This window comes from Pelagibius marinus (assembly GCF_014925385.1).
Classification (GTDB): domain Bacteria; phylum Pseudomonadota; class Alphaproteobacteria; order Kiloniellales; family Kiloniellaceae; genus Pelagibius; species Pelagibius marinus.
On sequence record NZ_JACSDK010000003.1, the window covers coordinates 273,780 to 290,987 of the forward strand.

18 protein-coding genes are annotated in these 17,208 nt (G+C 67.6%); 9 read left to right on the forward strand and 9 right to left on the reverse strand.

Going from position 1 to position 17,208, the window contains the following annotated elements; all coding sequences use genetic code 11:
• Nucleotides 1-118 precede the first annotated feature (118 nt).
• Both H7X47_RS06540 and H7X47_RS06545 read left to right on the forward strand, forming a co-directional pair.
• Entirely contained in the window at nt 119-427 is a 309-nt protein-coding gene (locus H7X47_RS06540) for a hypothetical protein (RefSeq protein ID WP_193367837.1), read from the forward strand.
• 187 nt (nt 428-614) lie between these two features.
• Complete coding sequence (locus H7X47_RS06545) at nt 615-1,037, forward strand: MOSC domain-containing protein (RefSeq protein WP_227010253.1); 423 nt, start codon at nt 615-617, stop codon at nt 1,035-1,037.
• A gap of 21 nt (nt 1,038-1,058) precedes the next feature.
• Here H7X47_RS06545 and H7X47_RS06550 read toward each other — a convergent pair whose 3' ends face one another.
• Nucleotides 1,059-2,744, reverse strand: a complete 1,686-nt coding sequence (locus H7X47_RS06550) for a tryptophan halogenase family protein (RefSeq protein WP_193367838.1) — start codon at nt 2,742-2,744, stop codon at nt 1,059-1,061.
• Between the two features lie 228 nt (nt 2,745-2,972).
• Here H7X47_RS06550 and H7X47_RS06555 point away from each other — a divergent pair, with 228 nt between their 5' ends.
• From H7X47_RS06555 to H7X47_RS06575, 5 genes are all read left to right on the forward strand, one after another.
• A complete protein-coding gene (locus H7X47_RS06555) occupies nt 2,973-3,194 on the forward strand; it encodes a hypothetical protein (RefSeq protein WP_193367839.1) in 222 nt (73 codons plus the stop codon).
• An 85-nt stretch (nt 3,195-3,279) separates the two neighbouring features.
• Nucleotides 3,280-3,582 carry a zinc-ribbon domain-containing protein gene (locus H7X47_RS06560; RefSeq protein WP_193367840.1) on the forward strand — a complete coding sequence of 101 codons (303 nt, stop codon included), beginning with the start codon at nt 3,280-3,282 and terminating at the stop codon, nt 3,580-3,582.
• A gap of 30 nt (nt 3,583-3,612) precedes the next feature.
• Complete coding sequence (locus H7X47_RS06565) at nt 3,613-5,037, forward strand: protein kinase domain-containing protein (protein ID WP_193367841.1); 1,425 nt, start codon at nt 3,613-3,615, stop codon at nt 5,035-5,037.
• 157 nt (nt 5,038-5,194) lie between these two features.
• Nucleotides 5,195-6,220 carry an adenylate/guanylate cyclase domain-containing protein gene (locus tag H7X47_RS26440; RefSeq protein ID WP_193367842.1) on the forward strand — a complete coding sequence of 342 codons (1,026 nt, stop codon included), beginning with the start codon at nt 5,195-5,197 and terminating at the stop codon, nt 6,218-6,220.
• 10 nt (nt 6,221-6,230) lie between these two features.
• The gene (locus H7X47_RS06575; RefSeq protein ID WP_193367843.1) at nt 6,231-7,007 is read left to right on the forward strand and encodes an alpha/beta hydrolase; all 777 of its coding nucleotides are present in this window, start codon (nt 6,231-6,233) and stop codon (nt 7,005-7,007) included.
• A 10-nt stretch (nt 7,008-7,017) separates the two neighbouring features.
• Here the strand turns inward: H7X47_RS06575 and H7X47_RS06580 are convergent, their stop codons facing one another.
• Nucleotides 7,018-8,001: a LysR family transcriptional regulator gene (locus H7X47_RS06580; RefSeq protein WP_193367844.1), complete on the reverse strand. Its 984-nt coding sequence runs from the start codon at nt 7,999-8,001 to the stop codon at nt 7,018-7,020.
• Between the two features lie 330 nt (nt 8,002-8,331).
• Between H7X47_RS06580 and H7X47_RS06585 the strand changes: the two genes are divergently transcribed.
• Both H7X47_RS06585 and guaD read left to right on the forward strand, forming a co-directional pair.
• A complete protein-coding gene (locus tag H7X47_RS06585; RefSeq protein WP_193367845.1) occupies nt 8,332-9,555 on the forward strand; it encodes a urate hydroxylase PuuD in 1,224 nt (407 codons plus the stop codon).
• Between the two features lie 10 nt (nt 9,556-9,565).
• Nucleotides 9,566-10,876: a guanine deaminase gene (guaD, locus tag H7X47_RS06590; protein ID WP_193367846.1), complete on the forward strand. Its 1,311-nt coding sequence runs from the start codon at nt 9,566-9,568 to the stop codon at nt 10,874-10,876.
• Here the strand turns inward: guaD and H7X47_RS06595 are convergent.
• The 7 genes from H7X47_RS06595 to H7X47_RS06625 form a co-directional block, all read right to left on the reverse strand.
• Nucleotides 10,873-11,271 carry a VOC family protein gene (locus H7X47_RS06595; protein ID WP_193367847.1) on the reverse strand — a complete coding sequence of 133 codons (399 nt, stop codon included), beginning with the start codon at nt 11,269-11,271 and terminating at the stop codon, nt 10,873-10,875. The genes guaD and H7X47_RS06595 overlap by 4 nt on opposite strands.
• Nucleotides 11,272-11,372: 101 nt before the next feature.
• Nucleotides 11,373-12,230: a GNAT family N-acetyltransferase gene (locus tag H7X47_RS06600; RefSeq protein WP_193367848.1), complete on the reverse strand. Its 858-nt coding sequence runs from the start codon at nt 12,228-12,230 to the stop codon at nt 11,373-11,375.
• Complete coding sequence (locus H7X47_RS06605; RefSeq protein ID WP_193367849.1) at nt 12,227-12,928, reverse strand: aspartate/glutamate racemase family protein; 702 nt, start codon at nt 12,926-12,928, stop codon at nt 12,227-12,229. The genes H7X47_RS06600 and H7X47_RS06605 overlap by 4 nt, the downstream gene beginning before the upstream one ends.
• Before the next feature lie 13 nt (nt 12,929-12,941).
• A complete protein-coding gene (locus H7X47_RS06610; protein WP_193367850.1) occupies nt 12,942-13,790 on the reverse strand; it encodes an ABC transporter permease in 849 nt (282 codons plus the stop codon).
• Between the two features lie 2 nt (nt 13,791-13,792).
• A complete protein-coding gene (locus H7X47_RS06615; RefSeq protein ID WP_193367851.1) occupies nt 13,793-14,662 on the reverse strand; it encodes an ABC transporter permease in 870 nt (289 codons plus the stop codon).
• A 67-nt stretch (nt 14,663-14,729) separates the two neighbouring features.
• Nucleotides 14,730-16,019 (reverse strand): ABC transporter substrate-binding protein, encoded by a 1,290-nt coding sequence (locus H7X47_RS06620; RefSeq protein ID WP_193367852.1) that lies wholly within the window; start codon nt 16,017-16,019, stop codon nt 14,730-14,732.
• A gap of 88 nt (nt 16,020-16,107) precedes the next feature.
• A complete protein-coding gene (locus H7X47_RS06625; RefSeq protein WP_193367853.1) occupies nt 16,108-17,094 on the reverse strand; it encodes an ABC transporter ATP-binding protein in 987 nt (328 codons plus the stop codon).
• Nucleotides 17,095-17,208: the final 114 nt, after the last annotated feature.

Here is a 17,208-nt window from a genome sequence, read left to right on the forward strand (position 1 = left end):
AAATACCTGCTGCTGCCGGGCAGCCGCCCAAGATGGCAAGCGACCATCCCAGAGAGTCGCGGTCGAGGGGCGGATTTCCGAAGCTCGGCGCAACTTTGAACCGCAATAGGAGCCAACCATGTACGTTGCAATCAGACTCTATGACGGCGTGAAGAACCCGACCGAGGCCGCGACCAAGGTTCGCGACGAGTTTCTGCCGGTCATCAGCAAGATCGCTGGCTTTCAGGAGTACTACGCGGTGAAGTCCGGAGACGACACTATGGCGAGCATCAGCGTCTTCAAGGACAAGCCCGGCGCAGACGAAGCGGTGAAGGTGGCGACGAAGTGGGTGCAGACCAACATGTCCCGCTTCCTGCCGAACGCGCCGAAGATGATCGGCGGCGAGACCGTCGCGCATACCAGGGCGACGACCAAAGCCGCCGCCTAGGCGGCGGCCGAAAGGCCAAAGTCCCCTAACGGCCCTGCACTGGCCCTGTCGGTATCGATGGGGCCAGCGTTCTATCTGCCTCCCTCGTTCTCCCCGACGGGATCATCGACGCTCGCCCCAGGACGAAGGCGAACCGCTCGGCATCGTCGTGCGGCCGGATCACGGGCAGCGGGTGGAGCCGGAGAGCGTGGCGATCAGCCTCGCCGGCGGGCTGGAGGGCGACCACTGGGCCAAGGGCTGCTGGCGGACGACGGAGGACGGCAAGCCGCATCCGGACATGCAGATCTGCATCATGAACGCGCGCTGCATCGGCCTCATCGCGCAGGCGCGGTCCAACTGCGCGCCGGCGGGCGACAACCTCTTCCTCGACATGGACCTCTCGGAAGAGAACCTGGTGCCGGGCCAGCGACTTGCCCTCGGCAGCGCGGTGCTCGAGATCACCGCCGTGCCGCACAACGGCTGCAAGTCCTTCGTCGAGCGCTTCGGGCGCGATGCCTTGGCCTTCGTCAGTACCCGCGAGGCCAAGCGCCTGCGCCTGCGCGGCATCTACGCCCGCGTGGTGCAGGACGGGCGTATCAGCCTGGGCGACAAGGTGAAGAAACTGACCTGACGGGCAGGCCGCGCGGTTGGCTCACGCCCCCTTCCGCTTCATCGTGATCTGCGGCTTCAAGGGCGCGGCCTGGCCGGGCAGGGGCACCGTCCCCCGCAGCCCCGGCGCCGCCGGGATCTTCGGGCCCGCGGCGCCGGGCAGGGTGGCGGGATCGAGCTCGCCGCGCAGGGTGGCCAGCAGGGTCTTGAGGTCCGGTAGAACCTGCGTTGCCTGAGCCACGCCGCGGCGGAACTGCTTCACGTAGTCGCGCCAGGTGTCGGGGTACAGGGTGGCGGCGCTGACCGGCGGCGGGGCGAAGCCCGTCCCGTAGACCTGCTTGCCCAGCAGGACGGCATGGTAGATGCGATGACCGAAGAGCAGCCGTGAGTCCAGGTCGTGGCGGGTCGGCAGGCTGTGCTTCCAGAGCTCCAGGTTCTCGGCCAGGCTGTCGGGCACTTCCAGCGCCTCGCGGGCGTCGATCCAGTAGGGGCTGTCCGCGCGGTTGTTGAGGGCGTAGTGCAGGCAGATGAAGTCGCGCACCTCGTCGTAGAGCCGGTTGGAGACCTTGTTGTAGCGGGCGCGCAGGGGTTCGGCGAAATCGGAGTCGGGGAAGTAGGCCAGCAGCCAGCGCACCGACTTTTCGATCATGAAGATGGCCGTCGACTCCAGCGGCTCGATGAAGCCGCTCGACAGTCCGATGGCAATGCAGTTCTTCACCCAGGCATTGCGCGTGCGCCCGACACGGATGGGGATGATGCGCGGCTCCGACCCCTTGGCCGGTGGCTGCCCGGTCGCGTGCAGGTGGGCCAGCAGCTCGTCGCAGGCTTCGTCGTCGCTGCGGTGGGCGGAGGAGAAGACGTAGCCGGTGCCGACGCGGTTGTAGAGCGGCACCCGCCAGACCCAGCCGGAGCTGAGCGCGGTGGAGCGGGTCAGGGGCTCGAGCTTGTCCGGGTTCGGGTGGGGGATCTGGATCGCCGCCGCGCGGTCGTTGGCCAGGCACTTCGAATAATCGACGAAGGGCTCGTCCAGCGCCTTGTTGATCAGCATGCCCCGGAAGCCGGTGCAGTCGACCACCAGTTCCACCGGCAGGCGGCCGCGCTCCTTCAACTGCAGGGCGGCGATGAAGCCGCGTTCGTCCTTTTCGACGTCGACCACGTCGTCGTGGACATGATCGATGCCGCGCGCCACGCAGATGTCGCGCAGCAGGTCGGCGAAGAGCCCGGCGTCGAGATGATAGGCAAAGCCGGGGTTCTGGTCCTCGGTCTTGGCGCCCAGGGGGTGGGGGCCCTTGAACTCCCGGGCGAGATCCAGCGCGGTCGTGACGACATCGGAGAAGGGGCCGCCGCCGGCGCCGTACTTCAAATAATAGTAGGCCGACTCGACACCGCGGATCATCCGCCCCTCGTTGAAGGAGTTGATGAAGGCGATGGGCTTGCCGTTGCGGTCGACGTTCCAGTTGTCGAACAGGACGCCCAGCTTGAAGGAGGCATTGCAGCGCTTGAAGAAGTCCCGCTCGTTGACGCCGGTCTGCCGCAGCAGTATCGGCATGGAGGGAACGGTGGCCTCGCCGACGCCGACGGACTTCACGCTGGGGGATTCGATGAGGGTGATCTTGAGATCCTGGGGCGCGCTCTTGCTGCTGCGGGCATAGGTCGCCAGCAGCAAGGCGGTGAGCCAGCCGGCGGTGCCGCCGCCCACGATCGTGACACTCCGGAGTCGTTCCCCCATCAACCGTCCCCCACAGATCCCCCGATGTGGCTCGGTCTGGGGCGGCAACCGGGAAGCCCGGCATGCCCTTCGACTGGCCACGATTCTTGGGCGGAAGAGTGCCCTGATATAGTCAGATGGTCAATTGCGACACCTACGAGCGGGCAGGACCGATGAAGCGAGGGCGCCGGGCCATACCTTGCCTCGGAGTATAGCCACTGCGCCGCAGCCTTCGGATCTCCTGAGATTATGCCGTCTTCCAGTGACCTCGGCGCCGGTGATGCCCCCTCTGGTGGCGCCCATGGTGGTGGCGCCCCGGCCGGCGGTTCCGTCAACCTGCCGCTCATGGTGCTGGCGCGGATCTGCACCTCCGTCATCTTCATGACCTATCCGGCCTCCCTCAACGCGCTGCTGAGTGCGTGGCGGATGAGCGCGGCGGAGGGCGGCCCGGCGCTGCCGCGCTCGGCCTAGGAATGTGAGAAGCCGCACAGACGGTCCGGCGGGTTTCCGTGAGACTGCAGGCTGACAGGCGCGTGGAGCCAGCGCGATCCTCGCATTGCCGGGCTGCTTTCTCTCCTTTCCGGTGATTGCGGCGCGCGGTGATTCGGCGGACAATGGCGGCGCGCTGAGAACCCATAAGGCCGGTAACGGCAAAACCTATGGGGAGCGGATCATGAATTGTCCGGATTGCGGGGCCAGCAACCCCGGCGGTGCGAAGTTCTGCGGCAGCTGCGGCAACCCGATGCAGGCGCCGCAACAGGTCGGCGGCGGCAGCAAGTCCTCCTGGGACAACATCTTCAAGTGGATCGGCATTTTCTTCGTGGGGATGTTCGTCCTCGCGCTGCTGTCCGGCCTGTAGCGGCGCGGCACCGCGGCGAGGAGCAGGGCCATGATCTCCGATCTGCTTGGCGAGGAGTTCTTACAGGACATCGTCACGGCCTCCCTGAAGGAAGTGGTCGGGATCGTGGTGCCGGGCAGCCACATCGCGCTGGCGCTGGTGCCCCACGTCAGCCGCGCCTTCTTCATGGCTTACGACAGATACAAGGGCGCCGAACGGCAGGAGGCGATGGACTCCCTGGCGAGGGTGCCCTTCAGCCGCTCCTATGACATCGCGGCGCGCAGCGTCGCGGCGAGCGGCCTGGACGAAGACCAGCAGGCCGAGCTGGTGAAGTATCTCTCGGCCATTCCCATGACCTCGCGCCAGGCGCTGCGCCGCTCCAACGACGGCGGCCACGTTACCACCCTGCTGTCGCAGCTGCCGCGCAATCCGGAACAGATGGCGCGTTTCGTGCCGCTCCGCCCGCCGCGCTTCCGCCCCGGCGACAAGGTCGCCGGGCACGACCTGCGCCTCGACACGCTGCTGGGCCAGGGCGGCTTCGCCGAGGTCTGGAAGGCGCACAACATCGAGCGTCCCGGCGAGCCGCCGCTGGCGCTGAAGTTCTGCCTCGACGCCGATCTGCTGGTCAGCCTGAAGCGCGAGACCGGCCTGGTCGACAGGCTGCAGCGCATCAGCCCGGAAAAGGATTTCGTGCAGCTGCGCCAGAACGCGCTCAGCGCCGAGCCGCCCTTCCTGGTTTACGAGTACATGGCGGGCGGCAACCTCGCCAACTGGCTGGAGGGCTTCGAGGGCAAGCCGCCGCCGCCGAAGGAGGTGGTCTCGGTCCTGAAGATGGCGGCGCGCGCCGTGGCCGTGGCGCACGAGCACGGCATCGTGCACCGCGACCTGAAGCCCGCCAACCTCATGGTCGACGACGCGGGCCGCGTGAAGGTCGCGGACTTCGGCATCGGCGCGCTCATGGCCGACAGCGAGGCCGGCCAGCAGGCGGGCCAGAGCGTCGGCTCGATGAACCCGACCCTGCTGCACGGCGCCTACACCCCGGTCTACACCGACCCGCTGCGCGAGCGCTTCGCTCCGGCGACGCCGCAGGACGACGTCTATGCCCTGGGCGTTGTCGGCTACCAGCTCCTGGTCGGCAACGTGGCCTGGCCCATGGACGGCGGCTGGCGCCGCCACCTGGAGGCGCGCGACGTGCCCGCGCCGCTGATCGAGGTGCTGGACTCCTGCGTCGCGCCCGCCGACCAGCGCTACGTCGACGCCGGCGCCCTGCTCGCCGCGCTGGAGGACCCGCCCGCGGTGAAGAAGCCAAAGCCCGCGCCGGAACCGGAACCGGCGCCTGTGCGCCCGCGTGGCAGCAGGAGGCCGCCCCGGCCGGACCCGGCGGTGAAGTTCTGCCACCGCTGCGGCAGCCGCCTGCAGCCCGGCAACCGCTTCTGCACCAACTGCGGCTACCGCGTGCCGGAGGGCGGGACCTAGAGCCTTCCCCTGTTGATTCGACATATGCTGCTTGCGGATTTGGCGAAGGCCGGCTCGGCATTGCAACTGGCTCCCTGCTTTCCGCTTCCCTCCTTTCGGGAAGGGTTCATAATAGTGCTGTGGCGTGTCTTGTCGCCTGGCAAGGGGAGGGGCGAAGATGGAGGGCACACACGGGCGCCGGCGTCTGGCGACGATCTTCGCCGCCGATGTCGTCGGCTACAGCCGTCTCATGGCCGATGACGAGGAGACGACGCTGCGCAGGCTGCGCGCTTACCGCGACCTCATCGACCGGCTCATCGCGCGCCACGACGGGCGCATCTTCAACACCGGCGGCGATTCGGTGCTGGCTGAGTTCGGCTCGGCGGTGGAGGCGGTGCGGTGCGCGATTGCGGTGCAGGACGAGTTGCGCCTGCGCAATGCGGAACTGGTGCCGCAGCGCCGCCTGGAACTGCGCATCGGCATCAACATCGGCGATGTCTTTGTGCAAGACGGCGATCTGCTCGGCGACGGCGTCAACGTGGCTGCGCGCCTGGAAAGCATTGCCCGGCCCGGCGGCGTCTGTATCTCCGGCAGCACCTTCGAGCAGGTGAAGAACAAGCTCTCGGTCGGCTTCGAGGATCTCGGCCCCCAGCGGGTCAAGAACATTCCCGACCCGGTCGCTGCCTTTTCCATCACCACGGGCCCGGTGACCGTTGCCGCCCGGAAATCAGCAAAGGGCATCGCCGGCGCCTGGCCCGCCCGGCGCGGTGCAATGGTCGCCGCGGCGGCGGTCGTCGTTGTGGCGGCTGCGGCGGCGGCCTTCTGGTTCTGGAGCCAGTCGGCCCAGGGGCCAAAGCCCTTGGCCGCCTTTCCGGAAAGCCTCACCACTGACTCACTGGTGGCCGACGACATCGTGGCCCTGATGGCGGGCGTCACGATTTCAGGCCGTCGGGCCAGCGACGACCAGCCCTTCACGATCGTCCTCAATTCCGACCGGTCTGCGAACTACTCCTTCAGCGGCGACAGTGGCGCGGCCTTCAACGAGACCGGCCGCTGGTGGACCGAGGACTACCGCTTCTGCCTGCAGATCCCGCGGTTTGCCCGCGGACAGCGCGCCTGCCCGCGCATCGTCAAATCCGGCGCGACGCTGACTGCTGTGCGCCCGATCGACGGCGTGGTGCTGCCCTGGACTCTCGTCAAATGAGGTACCGCGGATGAAGCTGACGCTGCGCCTGGCCTGGGGCGGCCTTTGCATGGTGCTGTCGGGTGCGGTGGCGACCGAGGCGGGTGCCGAGCGCTTGTCCCTCGAGACGCGGCCCGGCGCCACCGTCATGGTGGACCTCGAACTGCCCGCGGAGGCGACGGCTCTGATCCTGCTCTTCGAGGGCGGCGGCGGCCGCATCAAGGCTTCAGCCAAGGGTTTCGCCTCTCTGGCCCACCAGCGCCTGGCCAGGGTCGGCATGGCCAGTGCCCTGATCGATGCCCCGTCGGACAAGCGCCAGTTCATGGGCGGCATGCATCCCAATTTTCGCCAGTCCGACGCTCACCTTCGGGATATCAACGGGGTAGTCGCGGCCCTGCGGGCGCGCAGCGACCTGCCGCTCTGGGTGCTGGGCATCAGCCTGGGCAGCCGCTCGGTCGCCTGGTATGCGGCGAACTGGCCGGAGCAGATCGACGGCGTGATCCTGATGTCCAGTTCGACCGACAACTCGAAGGGAGAGCCGGTCGACCGCTTTCCGCTGCAGAGGATCCAGGTTCCGCTGCTGGCTGTGGCACACGAAGCCGACGGTTGCCCCGGGACGCCGCCGGAAGGTGCCACGCGGATCGTGGCCGCGGCAAGCGGCTCGCGCGCCGCCGAGGTAAGAACCTTCTCCGGCGGCCGCAATGCCGGGCGGCGGGCCTGCGGGGTTCGTACATACCATACCTTCTATGGCATCGAAGACGAGGTGCTGGCCGCCGTCGCCGACTTCATCAAGAGTCACACGCCCTAGGCGGCCGCAGTCATTTTTTCGTGGCGCGGGCCCGCTTCTTTCTCGTCGACTTTTCATCCGCTCCCCGCAGTCCCGCCAGCGTCATCCCCTCGAGCCGCTTGTCGATCTCCTCGGCAAAGCGCGTCACCGCGAAGTCGGAGAAGGCCTTCACCCGCGCGGGCAGCAGGCGGCGGTGGGGGTAGAGCACGCTCAAGGCCACCGGCTCCGGCGGGAAGTCGGCCAACACCGGGACCAGGCGGCCGTCGCGCAGGTGCCCGGCCACCTCCCACAGCGGCTTCAGGACGATGCCTTGTCCGGCCAGGGCCCAGCCGGTCAGCGCGTCGCCGTCGTCGGCGTCGAAGCGGCCCTGCACCGAATAGGGCTTCGGGCCCTCGGGCGTCTGCAGGGTCCAGCGGAACTGCTGGGAGCCGGGAAAGCGCAGGAGCAGGCAGTTGTGGTCCAGCAGGTCCTCCGGCGTCTCCGGCGCGCCCTTGTCCGAGAGGTAGGCCGGGGCGGCGCAGAGCAGGCGCTCGCAGTCGGCGATCTTGCGGGCGATGAGCGAGGAGTCGGAGAGGATGGCCATGCGCACGGCCACGTCGACGGTTTCGGTCAGCAGGTCCAGCAGGTGCTCGGAGCAGCGCAGCTGCAGCGTCACCTTGGGGTGCAGCTCCTGGAACTCCGGCACCAGGGGCGCCAGGATGCGCCTTGCGAAGCCCAGGGGGGCGGTGACCCGCAGCGAGCCCTGGGGCGCGCCGCCGGCGCCGGCCACCACGTTTTCCGCCCGTTCCACCGAGGCCAGCACCTCCTGGCAGGCGGTGTAGAAGGCGAGGCCCTGCTCGGTGGGCTGTACCCGCCGGGTGGTGCGGTTCAAGAGGCGCACGCCCAGATGGCTCTCCAGCGCCTGGATGCGGTGGCTGACCACGGCGGGGGAAAGGCGCAGCAGCCGCCCGGCGGCGGACATGGAGTCCTGCTCCACCACGCGCACGAAGACCCGCATGTTGTCCAGGAGGGACATCGCCCGCTCGCTTCCCTGACCCGCTTGTTTCCCTGGTGGGGGCTTATTCTTGCGGATAGTTTATTTCGTTTTCTTTGAAAGTCATAGCGCCCAGCCTCCCATTCCGCCGCCGCGCGGGCCGCGCTAGCATGAACGGCGATCGCACGGAAATTCCGTAGGCAGGCGAAGGATTTAGGGGCGGTGCGGGATTGTCTTCTTCCTTCGAGACGGCGCTGACGCGCCTCCTCAGGATGAGGCCAAACTCTGATTTCGAGCCTCACCCTGAGAAGGGCCGTGAGGCCCGTCTCGAAGGGCGAGGCCGGCAGTGCGTTACAACGAAGGGGAACTTGAATGACTGCTGTGCTTTGGGAATGGGCCGAGATGGCGGTGCGCTGGCTGCACGTCATCGCCGGCATCGCCTGGATCGGCTCCTCCTTCTACTTCATCGCCCTGGATCTGAGCCTGAAGCAGCGGGAAGGCCTGCCCGAGGGCGCCGGCGGCGAGGCCTGGCAGGTCCACGGCGGCGGCTTCTACAACATGGTGAAGTACCTGGTCGCCCCGGCGCGCATGCCCGACGAGCTGACCTGGTTCAAGTGGGAGGCCTATACCACCTGGCTCTCCGGCATGGGCCTGCTGGTGCTGGTCTACTACCTGCAGGCCGAGCTTTTCATGATCGATGCCCAGGTGATGGAACTGACGCCCCTGATCGCCGTCGCCGTCAGCCTGGGCGGGCTGGCGCTCGGCTGGATCGTCTACGACCTGCTCTGCAAGTCGCCGCTGGGCCGGAACGACACGGCGCTGGCGCTGGTCGGCTTCGTCTTCCTGGTGGCGCTCTCCTTTCTCTTCACGCTGGTGTTCTCCGGGCGCGGCATGTTCATGCAGATGGGCGCGCTCATCGGCACCATGATGGTGGCCAACGTCTTCGTGGTCATCATCCCCAACCAGAAGAAGGTGGTGGCCGACCTCATCGCCGGCCAGCAGCCGGACCCCAAGCTGGGCATGCAGGCCAAGCAGCGCTCCCTGCACAACAACTACCTGACCCTGCCGGTGATCTTCGTGATGATCGCCAACCACTACCCCCTGGCCTTCGCCAGCCATTGGAACTGGCTGATCCTCGCCGTGGTGCTGGTGATGGGCGCGATCATCCGCCACTACTTCAACACCAAGCACAAGACCGGCAAGGGCCCCTTGTGGACCTGGGGCGCGGCGGCCGCCGGGCTGGCCGCCCTCGTCTGGCTTTCGGCCCAGCCGGCAACCTCCCTGGACGCGGCCGCCCTGCCGGAAGGGATCGAGCTGGCCGAACTGAGTCACGAGGACCTGGGCCTCGAGGTGGAGAACGTGGTGCTGTCGCGCTGTTCCATGTGCCATGCGGCCGAGCCGCTGTGGGAGGGCGTCAGGGTGGCGCCCAAGGGCGTGATGCTGGAGACGCCGGCGCAGATCCGCGCCCAGGCGCGAAAGATCGAGATGCAGGCGGTCGCGACCCACGCCATGCCGCCGGGCAACGTCACCTTCATCGAGGAGGGCGAGCGCCAGGTCCTCGCCGCCTGGCTCGCCGCCGGCGCCCCGGCTTGGTAGACTTGCCGCCATGACCGCCGTGACACGCGCCCTGCGCGGGCGTCTCCTGACCTTCCGCGACGATCCGGCAACAGCCGGAGACGCAAGCTATTCCTACATCGAGGACGGCCTGGTGCTGCTGGAGGGCGGGCGCATCGCCGAGGTGGGGGAGGCCGCCGAACTGCTGGCGCGCCTGCCCGAAGGCGCGGCGGTCGACCACTTTCCCGGCGGTCTCATCCTGCCGGGCTTCATCGACGCCCACATCCACTTCCCGCAGACCCAGGTCATCGCTTCCTACGGCGCGCAGCTCATGGACTGGCTGGAGCGCTATGCCTTCGCCGAGGAGCTGCGCTTCGCCGAGCCGGCGCACGCCGCCGCCGTGGCCGGCTTTTTCCTGGACGAACTGGCGCGCAACGGCACCACCACGGCGGCGGTCTACGGCACGGTGCACCCGCAGGCGGCGGAGGCCTTCTTCACCGAATCCCACCGCCGCAACACGCGCATGATCGCCGGCAAGGTGCTGATGGACCGCAACGCGCCGGACGGCCTGCTGGATACCGCCAGCAGCGGCTTTGAAGAGTCCAAGGCGCTGATCCAGCGCTGGCACGGCAAGGGGCGCCAGCTTTATGCGGTAACCCCCCGCTTCGCCATCACCTCGACCGAGGCGCAGCTCGAGGCGGCGGGCGCGCTGCTGCAGGAGCATCCGGACTGCTACCTGCAGACCCACCTGAGCGAGAACCGCCGCGAGATCGAGACGGTGCACGAGCTCTTCCCCTGGGCCGAGAGCTACACCCAGGTCTATGAGCGTTTCGGCCTGCTGGGCGCCCGCTCGCTCTTCGGCCACTGCATCCACCTGAGCGACCATGAACGGCTGCTGCTCAGCGAGAGCCGCTCGGTGGCCGTCTTCTGCCCGACTTCCAACCTCTTTATCGGCTCGGGGCTCTTCGACCTGGCCAAGGCGCACGACCCGAGCCTGCGCCTGCGCGTCGGCCTGGCCAGCGACGTCGGCGGCGGCACCAGCTATTCCATGCTGCGCACCCTGGCCGAGGGCTACAAGGTGTTGCAGCTTCAGCACCAGAACCTGCCGGCGCTGCTCGGCTTCTACTGGCTTACTCTCGGCAACGCCCGGGCGCTGCAACTCGACGACCGCATCGGCACCCTGGAAGCGGGCCGGGAAGCCGACATCGTGGTGCTGGACGCCCGCGCCACCCCGGCCATGGCCCACCGCGCCGAGCGGGTGGAAACCCTGGAGGAGGAACTCTTCCTGCTCATGACCCTGGGCGACGACCGCGCCGTGCGCGCCACCTACATCGCCGGCGAAAAGGCTTACGACCGGGTCTAGCTTTCCGGCTGCCGGTGGAAGACCGCCTCGACGCGGTTGCCGTCGGGATCGCGCAGGAAGGCGGCGTAGTAGGCGGGGTGGTAGTCGCCGCGCAGCCCCGGCGGCCCGTCGCAGCTGCCGCCGTGGGCCAGGCCCGCGGCATGAAAATCGTCGACCGCCGGGCGGCTCGGCGCGCGGAAGCACCAATGGCGGTTGTCGGGCACCAGCTCCGGGCCGCGGCTCTCGAAGATCGAGAGATAGCTGTGGCTGTCGTCCTCGGGGCGGTTGCGCAGGCCGTAGCCGAGCTGCCGGTCGCTGCGCAGGACGCAGGGCACCAGCAGCGCGCCCATGACCGCGTCCCAGAAGGGCGCGGCCCGGGCGATGTCCGAGACGGTGATCGAGATATGGTCCAGCATTGGGCCCCCAGCCTGTTTGCCGCCGATGTTAGCGGCCGCCGCCGGGAAAATCTCGCCCTTTGGGAATCTTCCCTCGCGCCGGAGGGGCGGAAGATTCCGGTTCAGCCCAGCTCGAAGGTGGTGATGCCGAAGGTGCGGTCGGTGGGCAGGTCGGGCGCCGGGCCGCGGTACATGCGCGCGGTCTCGAAGACCGGCTGCAGGCCGAAGCCTTCGGCCAAGCCGACGGCTGCCTTGTTGTCCTCCGGCGTGTCGAGGGCGACCTCCGCGCCCGGCCGGGTTGCGCAGAGGGCCAGGAAGAGGGCGGTGGCGGTGGCCGCGTCCTCGGCGAAGAGCGGGCCGATCTTGCAGCCGCTGCGGCAGTCGCGGATGACGCCGTAGCCGGTAACCTCCCCGTCCTTCAGCGCGAAGCGCGCGCTGCGGCGCACGCCGTCCTCCGGCAGCACCCAGGGGCGGGTGAAGACCGCTCGCGGCGCGGCGAAGAAGGTCCCGTCGTAGGCGACGACCGCCTGCAGCTCCAGCTCGGTGACCGGGCGGACCTCCACCGCGGGGGCTCCCGCGCCTTCGATGGCCGGCACGCCGCTGTGGCGGATGTTGCGCCCGGCCAGCGCGAAGCCGATCTTGCGGTAGTTGTCCTGCTGGGCGACGACGCCGTCCAGGCCGACGCAGCGTCCCTCCAGGGTGGCCATGCCGTGGTTCCAGGTGGCGATGCCGGCGCCGCTGCCGCGATGGTCCGGATGCACGATGTAGAAGCCCAGAAAGCCGAAGTCCGTGCCGTAGCGCACCACGGAAATGGAGGAGACCGGGGTGTCGCCGATCCAGCCCATGAAGTAGCCGCCGGGATCGGTGGCGTGGAAGACCGGCAAATCGTCCAGTCCGGGGTTCCAGCCCTCGGCGGCTGCCCAGTCGATCGCGGTGCGGAATTCTTCCGCCGAGGCGGCGCGGATCTGCAGCTTGCTCATGGGGCGGCGAGGGGGTCCGGCGCCACGCGGATGCCGTCGGTGCCGTTGCGGCGCAAGGCCTCGCAGAAGGCCACCGCCGCCACTACGCCGTCGATCACCGGAGCTCTGAATCGCGCCGTCATCTCTTCCGCCATATCCGCCATTCCGGCGCAGCCCAGCACCACCGCGCCGCAGCCGTCCTCGGCCAGGGCCTCGCCGATCTGGTCGGCAATGGCCTCTACCACACTACTCGTCGCGTTCTCCAGATCAAGCACGGGAACGTCCGAGGCGCGCAGCCGGGCGCAGCGCTTGGCCCAGCCGTAGGCGGCCAGATTGGCCTCTATGACCGGCAGGGAGACGGGCAGGGTGGTGACCACGGAAAACCGCTCGGCCACCATCATGGCGGCCAGGAACCCCGCCTCGCCGATGCCCAGCACGGGGACCGGCGAGCGCGCCTTCAGCTCCGCGAGGCCGGTGTCGTCGAAGCAGGCGATGATCGCGGCATCGAACTCGCTCTTGCCCAGGACTTCCCGCTCGAAGAGGGCGAAGAGGCCGGGCAGAGCGGCCTCGCCGTCGGCCGGGCCCTGAATCGCGGGCGGCCCACCTTCGGGGTTGAGGGCGGTAATCTGCGTGCCCGGCAGCGCCGCGCGGCGCGCCGCCGCCCCGATCGCCTCCGTCATGGCGGCCGTGCTGTTGGGGTTTATAACCAGAATGTGCATGTCGGTGGCCGCGTCAGACCATGCCCTTGCCGGCGTCGGAGCCCAGTTTCGCGCGGCGCCGGCGCAGTATCACGGCCAGCGCGATGAAGCTGGTGATGATGAGGAAAGAGAAGACGGTCGTCAACGTGCCCAGTGCGTAGAGAACCGGCGAGGTGACGTTGGTCGTCATGCCGAAGATCTCCAGCGGCAGGGTGTTGTAGGACCCTGACGTCAGCAGGGTGCGCGCGAATTCGTCGTAGGAAAGGGTGAAGCCGAAGAGGGCGACGCCGATGAGGCTGGGAGCGATGATCGGCAGCACCACGAAGCGCACGGTCTGCCAGGGCGAGGCGCCGAGGTCGCGCGCGGCCTCCTCGTAGGCCTTGTTGAAGCGGTTGAAGACCGCGAACATGATCAGCAGGCCGAAGGGCAGGGTCCAGGTGAGCTGCGCGCCGAAGCCCGAAGTTGTCCAGTGGACCTCCCAGTCCAGGATGTCGAAGATCAGGCCGACGCCCAGCGAGATGAGGATCGAGGGAATGATCAGGCTGGCGATGATCAGGTAGAACAGCGCACCCGAGCCGATGAAGCGCCGGCGGAAGGCGAGGCCGCCCATGACCGAGAGCACCACGGTGACGGCCATCACCATGAGGCCGAGGGCGAAGGAGCGGCGGAAGGCGCCCCAGATGTCGCCCACCGCCTGTTTTTCGAAGAGATCGACGAACCAGTGCAGCGAGACGCCGTTCATGGGGAAGGTCAGGCCGCCCTGCGGGCCCTGGAATGACAGGATGGCGATGGTGATGATCGGCCCGTAGAGAAACAGCACGAAGAGCGCGAAGAAGAGCGCCAGCGCGTAGAAGGAGCCGGGACGCGGTTCGCGGGTCCTCATGCCTAAAGCTCCTTCCTGATGTCGACGAAGCGCAGCATGACCGCGATCATCAGCAGCACGGTGCAGAGCAGCACCACGGCGCTGGCCGCGGCGGAGGGATACTGCAGCAGGGCGATCTCGTTGGAGATGACGCGGCCCACCGAGGCGCTCTGGCCGCCGGACATGAAGCGCACCGTGATGAAGTCGCCCATCACCAGGGTGACGATGAAGATCGAGCCGATCATGATGCCCGGCTTGCTCAAGGGGATCACCACGTTGGTCAGGATCTGGAAGCCGTTGGCCCCGGCGTCGCGCGCCGCCTCGATCAGCGACTTGTCGATGCGCATCATGGTGTTGAAGACCGGCACCACCATGAAGAGGACATAGAGGTGCACGAAGGCCAGCACCACCGCGAAGTCCGAGAACAGCAGCCATTCCAGCGGCTCGTCGATGACGCCCATCGATATCAGCGCGGAGTTCGCCAGGCCGTTGCGCCCCAGGAAGGGGATCCAGGAGATCATGCGGATGATGTTGGAGGTCCAGAAGGGGATGGTGCAGAGCAGGAAAAGCGCGACCTGCGCGCCCAGGCTGCGCACGTGGAAGGCCAGGAAGTAGGCCACCGTGAAGCCGATGGCGGTGCAGAAGATCCACGTCAGCACCATGAACTTCAGGGTCTTGAGATAGGTCGACAGCGTGACCTGCGAGGTCAGCAGGTAGGCGTAGTTGTCGAAGATGAAGTCGGGGAAGAAGGTGAACTCGTTGTAGTTCCAGAAACTGACGACCACGATGGTGAGGATCGGCAGCACCAGGAAGAAGGCGAGGATCAGCACCAGCGGGCTGACCAGCAGCCAGGAAGTGCGCTCACTGGCGCTGATGAGGCCTTTGAGGGTCATAGATCCGGATCCGGCGCGGGCCGCCCGCCCGGCGCCGCAGCGCCGGACGGGACCTTGCCCACTTGCGTTAGGCCGCGATGAACTCGTTCCACTTGCGGACCATGTACTGGTTCTCGTCCATGACCGCGTTCCAGCAGGCGACCGCGCCCATGCGGTCGTAGAAGGAGCCGCCGTCGCGCACGGCGCCGGCCTTCTCCATGACCTGGCCCTGCGGGTTGACGATGTCGCCCTGGGCTTCCTTGCCCTCGAACCAGTAGCCCCACTCGTCGGCGGACATGAAGTTCTTGGAGGTCTCCGGCACGGCGGAGTAGTAGCCCTGGCGCATCAGGAAGCCGCCGACCCAGCCGGAAAGGTACCAGTTGATGTACTCGTAGGCCGCGTCCAGCTCCAGGCCGGAGAGGTTCTTCGATAGGCCGATGCCACCGCCCCAGGAGCGGTAGCCTTCCTTCAGCGGCTGGTAGACGCAAGGGATGCCCTTGGAGCGCACGGCGGTGATGGCCGGCGACCACATGGACTGGATGACCACTTCGCCCGAGGCCATGAGATTGACGCTCTCGTCGAAGGTCTTCCAGAAGGCGCGGAACTGGCCGCTCTTCTTGGCCTCGGTGAAGATCGCCATGGTCTTGTCGATCTCCTCGCGGGTCATGTTGCCCTTGTCGCCGTATTTGATCTCGCCCATGGCCTCGCAGACCATGGCGGCGTCCATGATGCCGATGGAGGAGATGTCGAGGATCGAGGCCTTACCCTTGAACTCGGGGTTCAGCAGCTCGGTCCAGCTCTCGATCGGGCGGCCGATGAGGTCGGGGCGGATACCCAGGGTGTCGGCGTTGTAGATCGTCGGGATGAGGGTCATCCAGCCGGACTCGTGATCGGCGAAGCTGGTGCCGTCGGGACCGTCGACGAAGCCGACGCTGTGCGGCGCCGTGCCCTGGGCGATCGTCGATTCCGGCGTCAGCTTGCCGCTTTTGAAGATGCCGACGATTTTGTCGTAGTTCTTGATCTTGGAAACGTCCATGGCCTGCAGGTTGCCGGCGGGCCAGACCTTCTTGCAGATCCAGTACTCGATGTCGGCGATGTCGAAGGACTTCGGCTGGGTGGCCGCGCGTTGGGTCACGCTGTCGGAATCCAGCGCCGTCATCTCCAGCGTGAAGCCCAGGTCTTCCTTCACCTTCTCGGCCACCTCGTTGAGGTTGGACACGCCGGTGCCGAACTGGCGCAGCGTCACGTCCTTGATGTTCTGCGCCCAGATGGTCGGGAACCCGGTGACGGCGCCCGAGCCGACGGCCAGGCCCGTGGTGGCCGCGGCGCCTTTCAGGACGCTGCGGCGGCTGAACTTCTTAGCTTTCCCTGTCGTCATATTCACTGCTCCTTGATTTTTCCGGAGGTTTCGATGGTTTGCCTTGGGGACTTTCGTCTTGTGGACTCTCGCGCGGGGACTCTCGTGGTCAGGCCGCGAGGCGGTGGGCGTCGGCGGCGTTCCAGCTGAGGAACACGGTTTCACCGATCTCGATGGGCTGCTGGAAGAAGATGCTGTCGGGCAGGGTCGCGGTGATGTCGCCTGCGTTGCCGGCGTTGAGGGCGATGTTCACCGTGGTGCCGAGGTATTCGACGTCGCGCACCACCGCTTCCAGATGCGCCGCGGCGCTTTCACGCGCGATGGCGATACGGTCGGCGCGCACGGCGATGGTGCCGCCTTCGGCCTGCAGCACGTTGTGGCCGCCGATGAAGCGGGCGACGAACTCGGTCTCGGGCGCGTCGAAGACCTGCTGCGGCGTGCCCGCCTGCTCGATCCTGCCGGCGTTCATGACGATGATGCCGTCGGCCAGCGCCAGGGCCTCGTCCTGGGAGTGGGTGACGTGGATGAAGGAGATGCCCAGTTCACGTTGCAGGCGCTTCAGCTCCAGGCGCATGCGCAGGCGCAGGAAGGGGTCGAGCGCCGACAGCGGCTCGTCGAGCAGCAGGATGGAGGGGCTGGTGATGAGCGCGCGGGCCAGGGCGACGCGCTGCTGCTGGCCGCCGGATAGCTGGTCCGGCAGGCGCCCGGCGTAGTCCGCCATATCGACCAGCGCCAGCAGCTCACGCGCCTTGGCCAGGCGCTCGGCCTTGGCCACGCCGCGCATCTTCAGGCTGAAGGCGACGTTGTCGGCCGTGGAGAGGTGCGGGAACAGCGCGTAGCTCTGGAACATCATGGCCGTGCCGCGCTTGGCCGGCGGCAGGTCGGTGATGTTGGCGCTGCCCAGGACGATGTCGCCCTGGCTGACGGTTTCGTGGCCGGCGATCATGCGCAGCGTCGAGGACTTGCCGCAGCCCGAAGGGCCCAGCAGGCAGGAATAGGTGCCGGCGGGGAAGCGGTGGTCGATGGCGTCCACGGCCAGGGTGTCGCCGTAGCGCTTGGTCAGGGAGACCAGCTCCAGTTCGCTCTCTGTGGTCATCGGCAAAGCCCGTTCAAGGATCCTGGGGAGTTCAATCGCAACAGCCGTGCCAAACGGCAGTCGCTGTTAAGTTCCTGATAACGCAGGCCGAAAAAATCGACAGTCAAAAGGCCG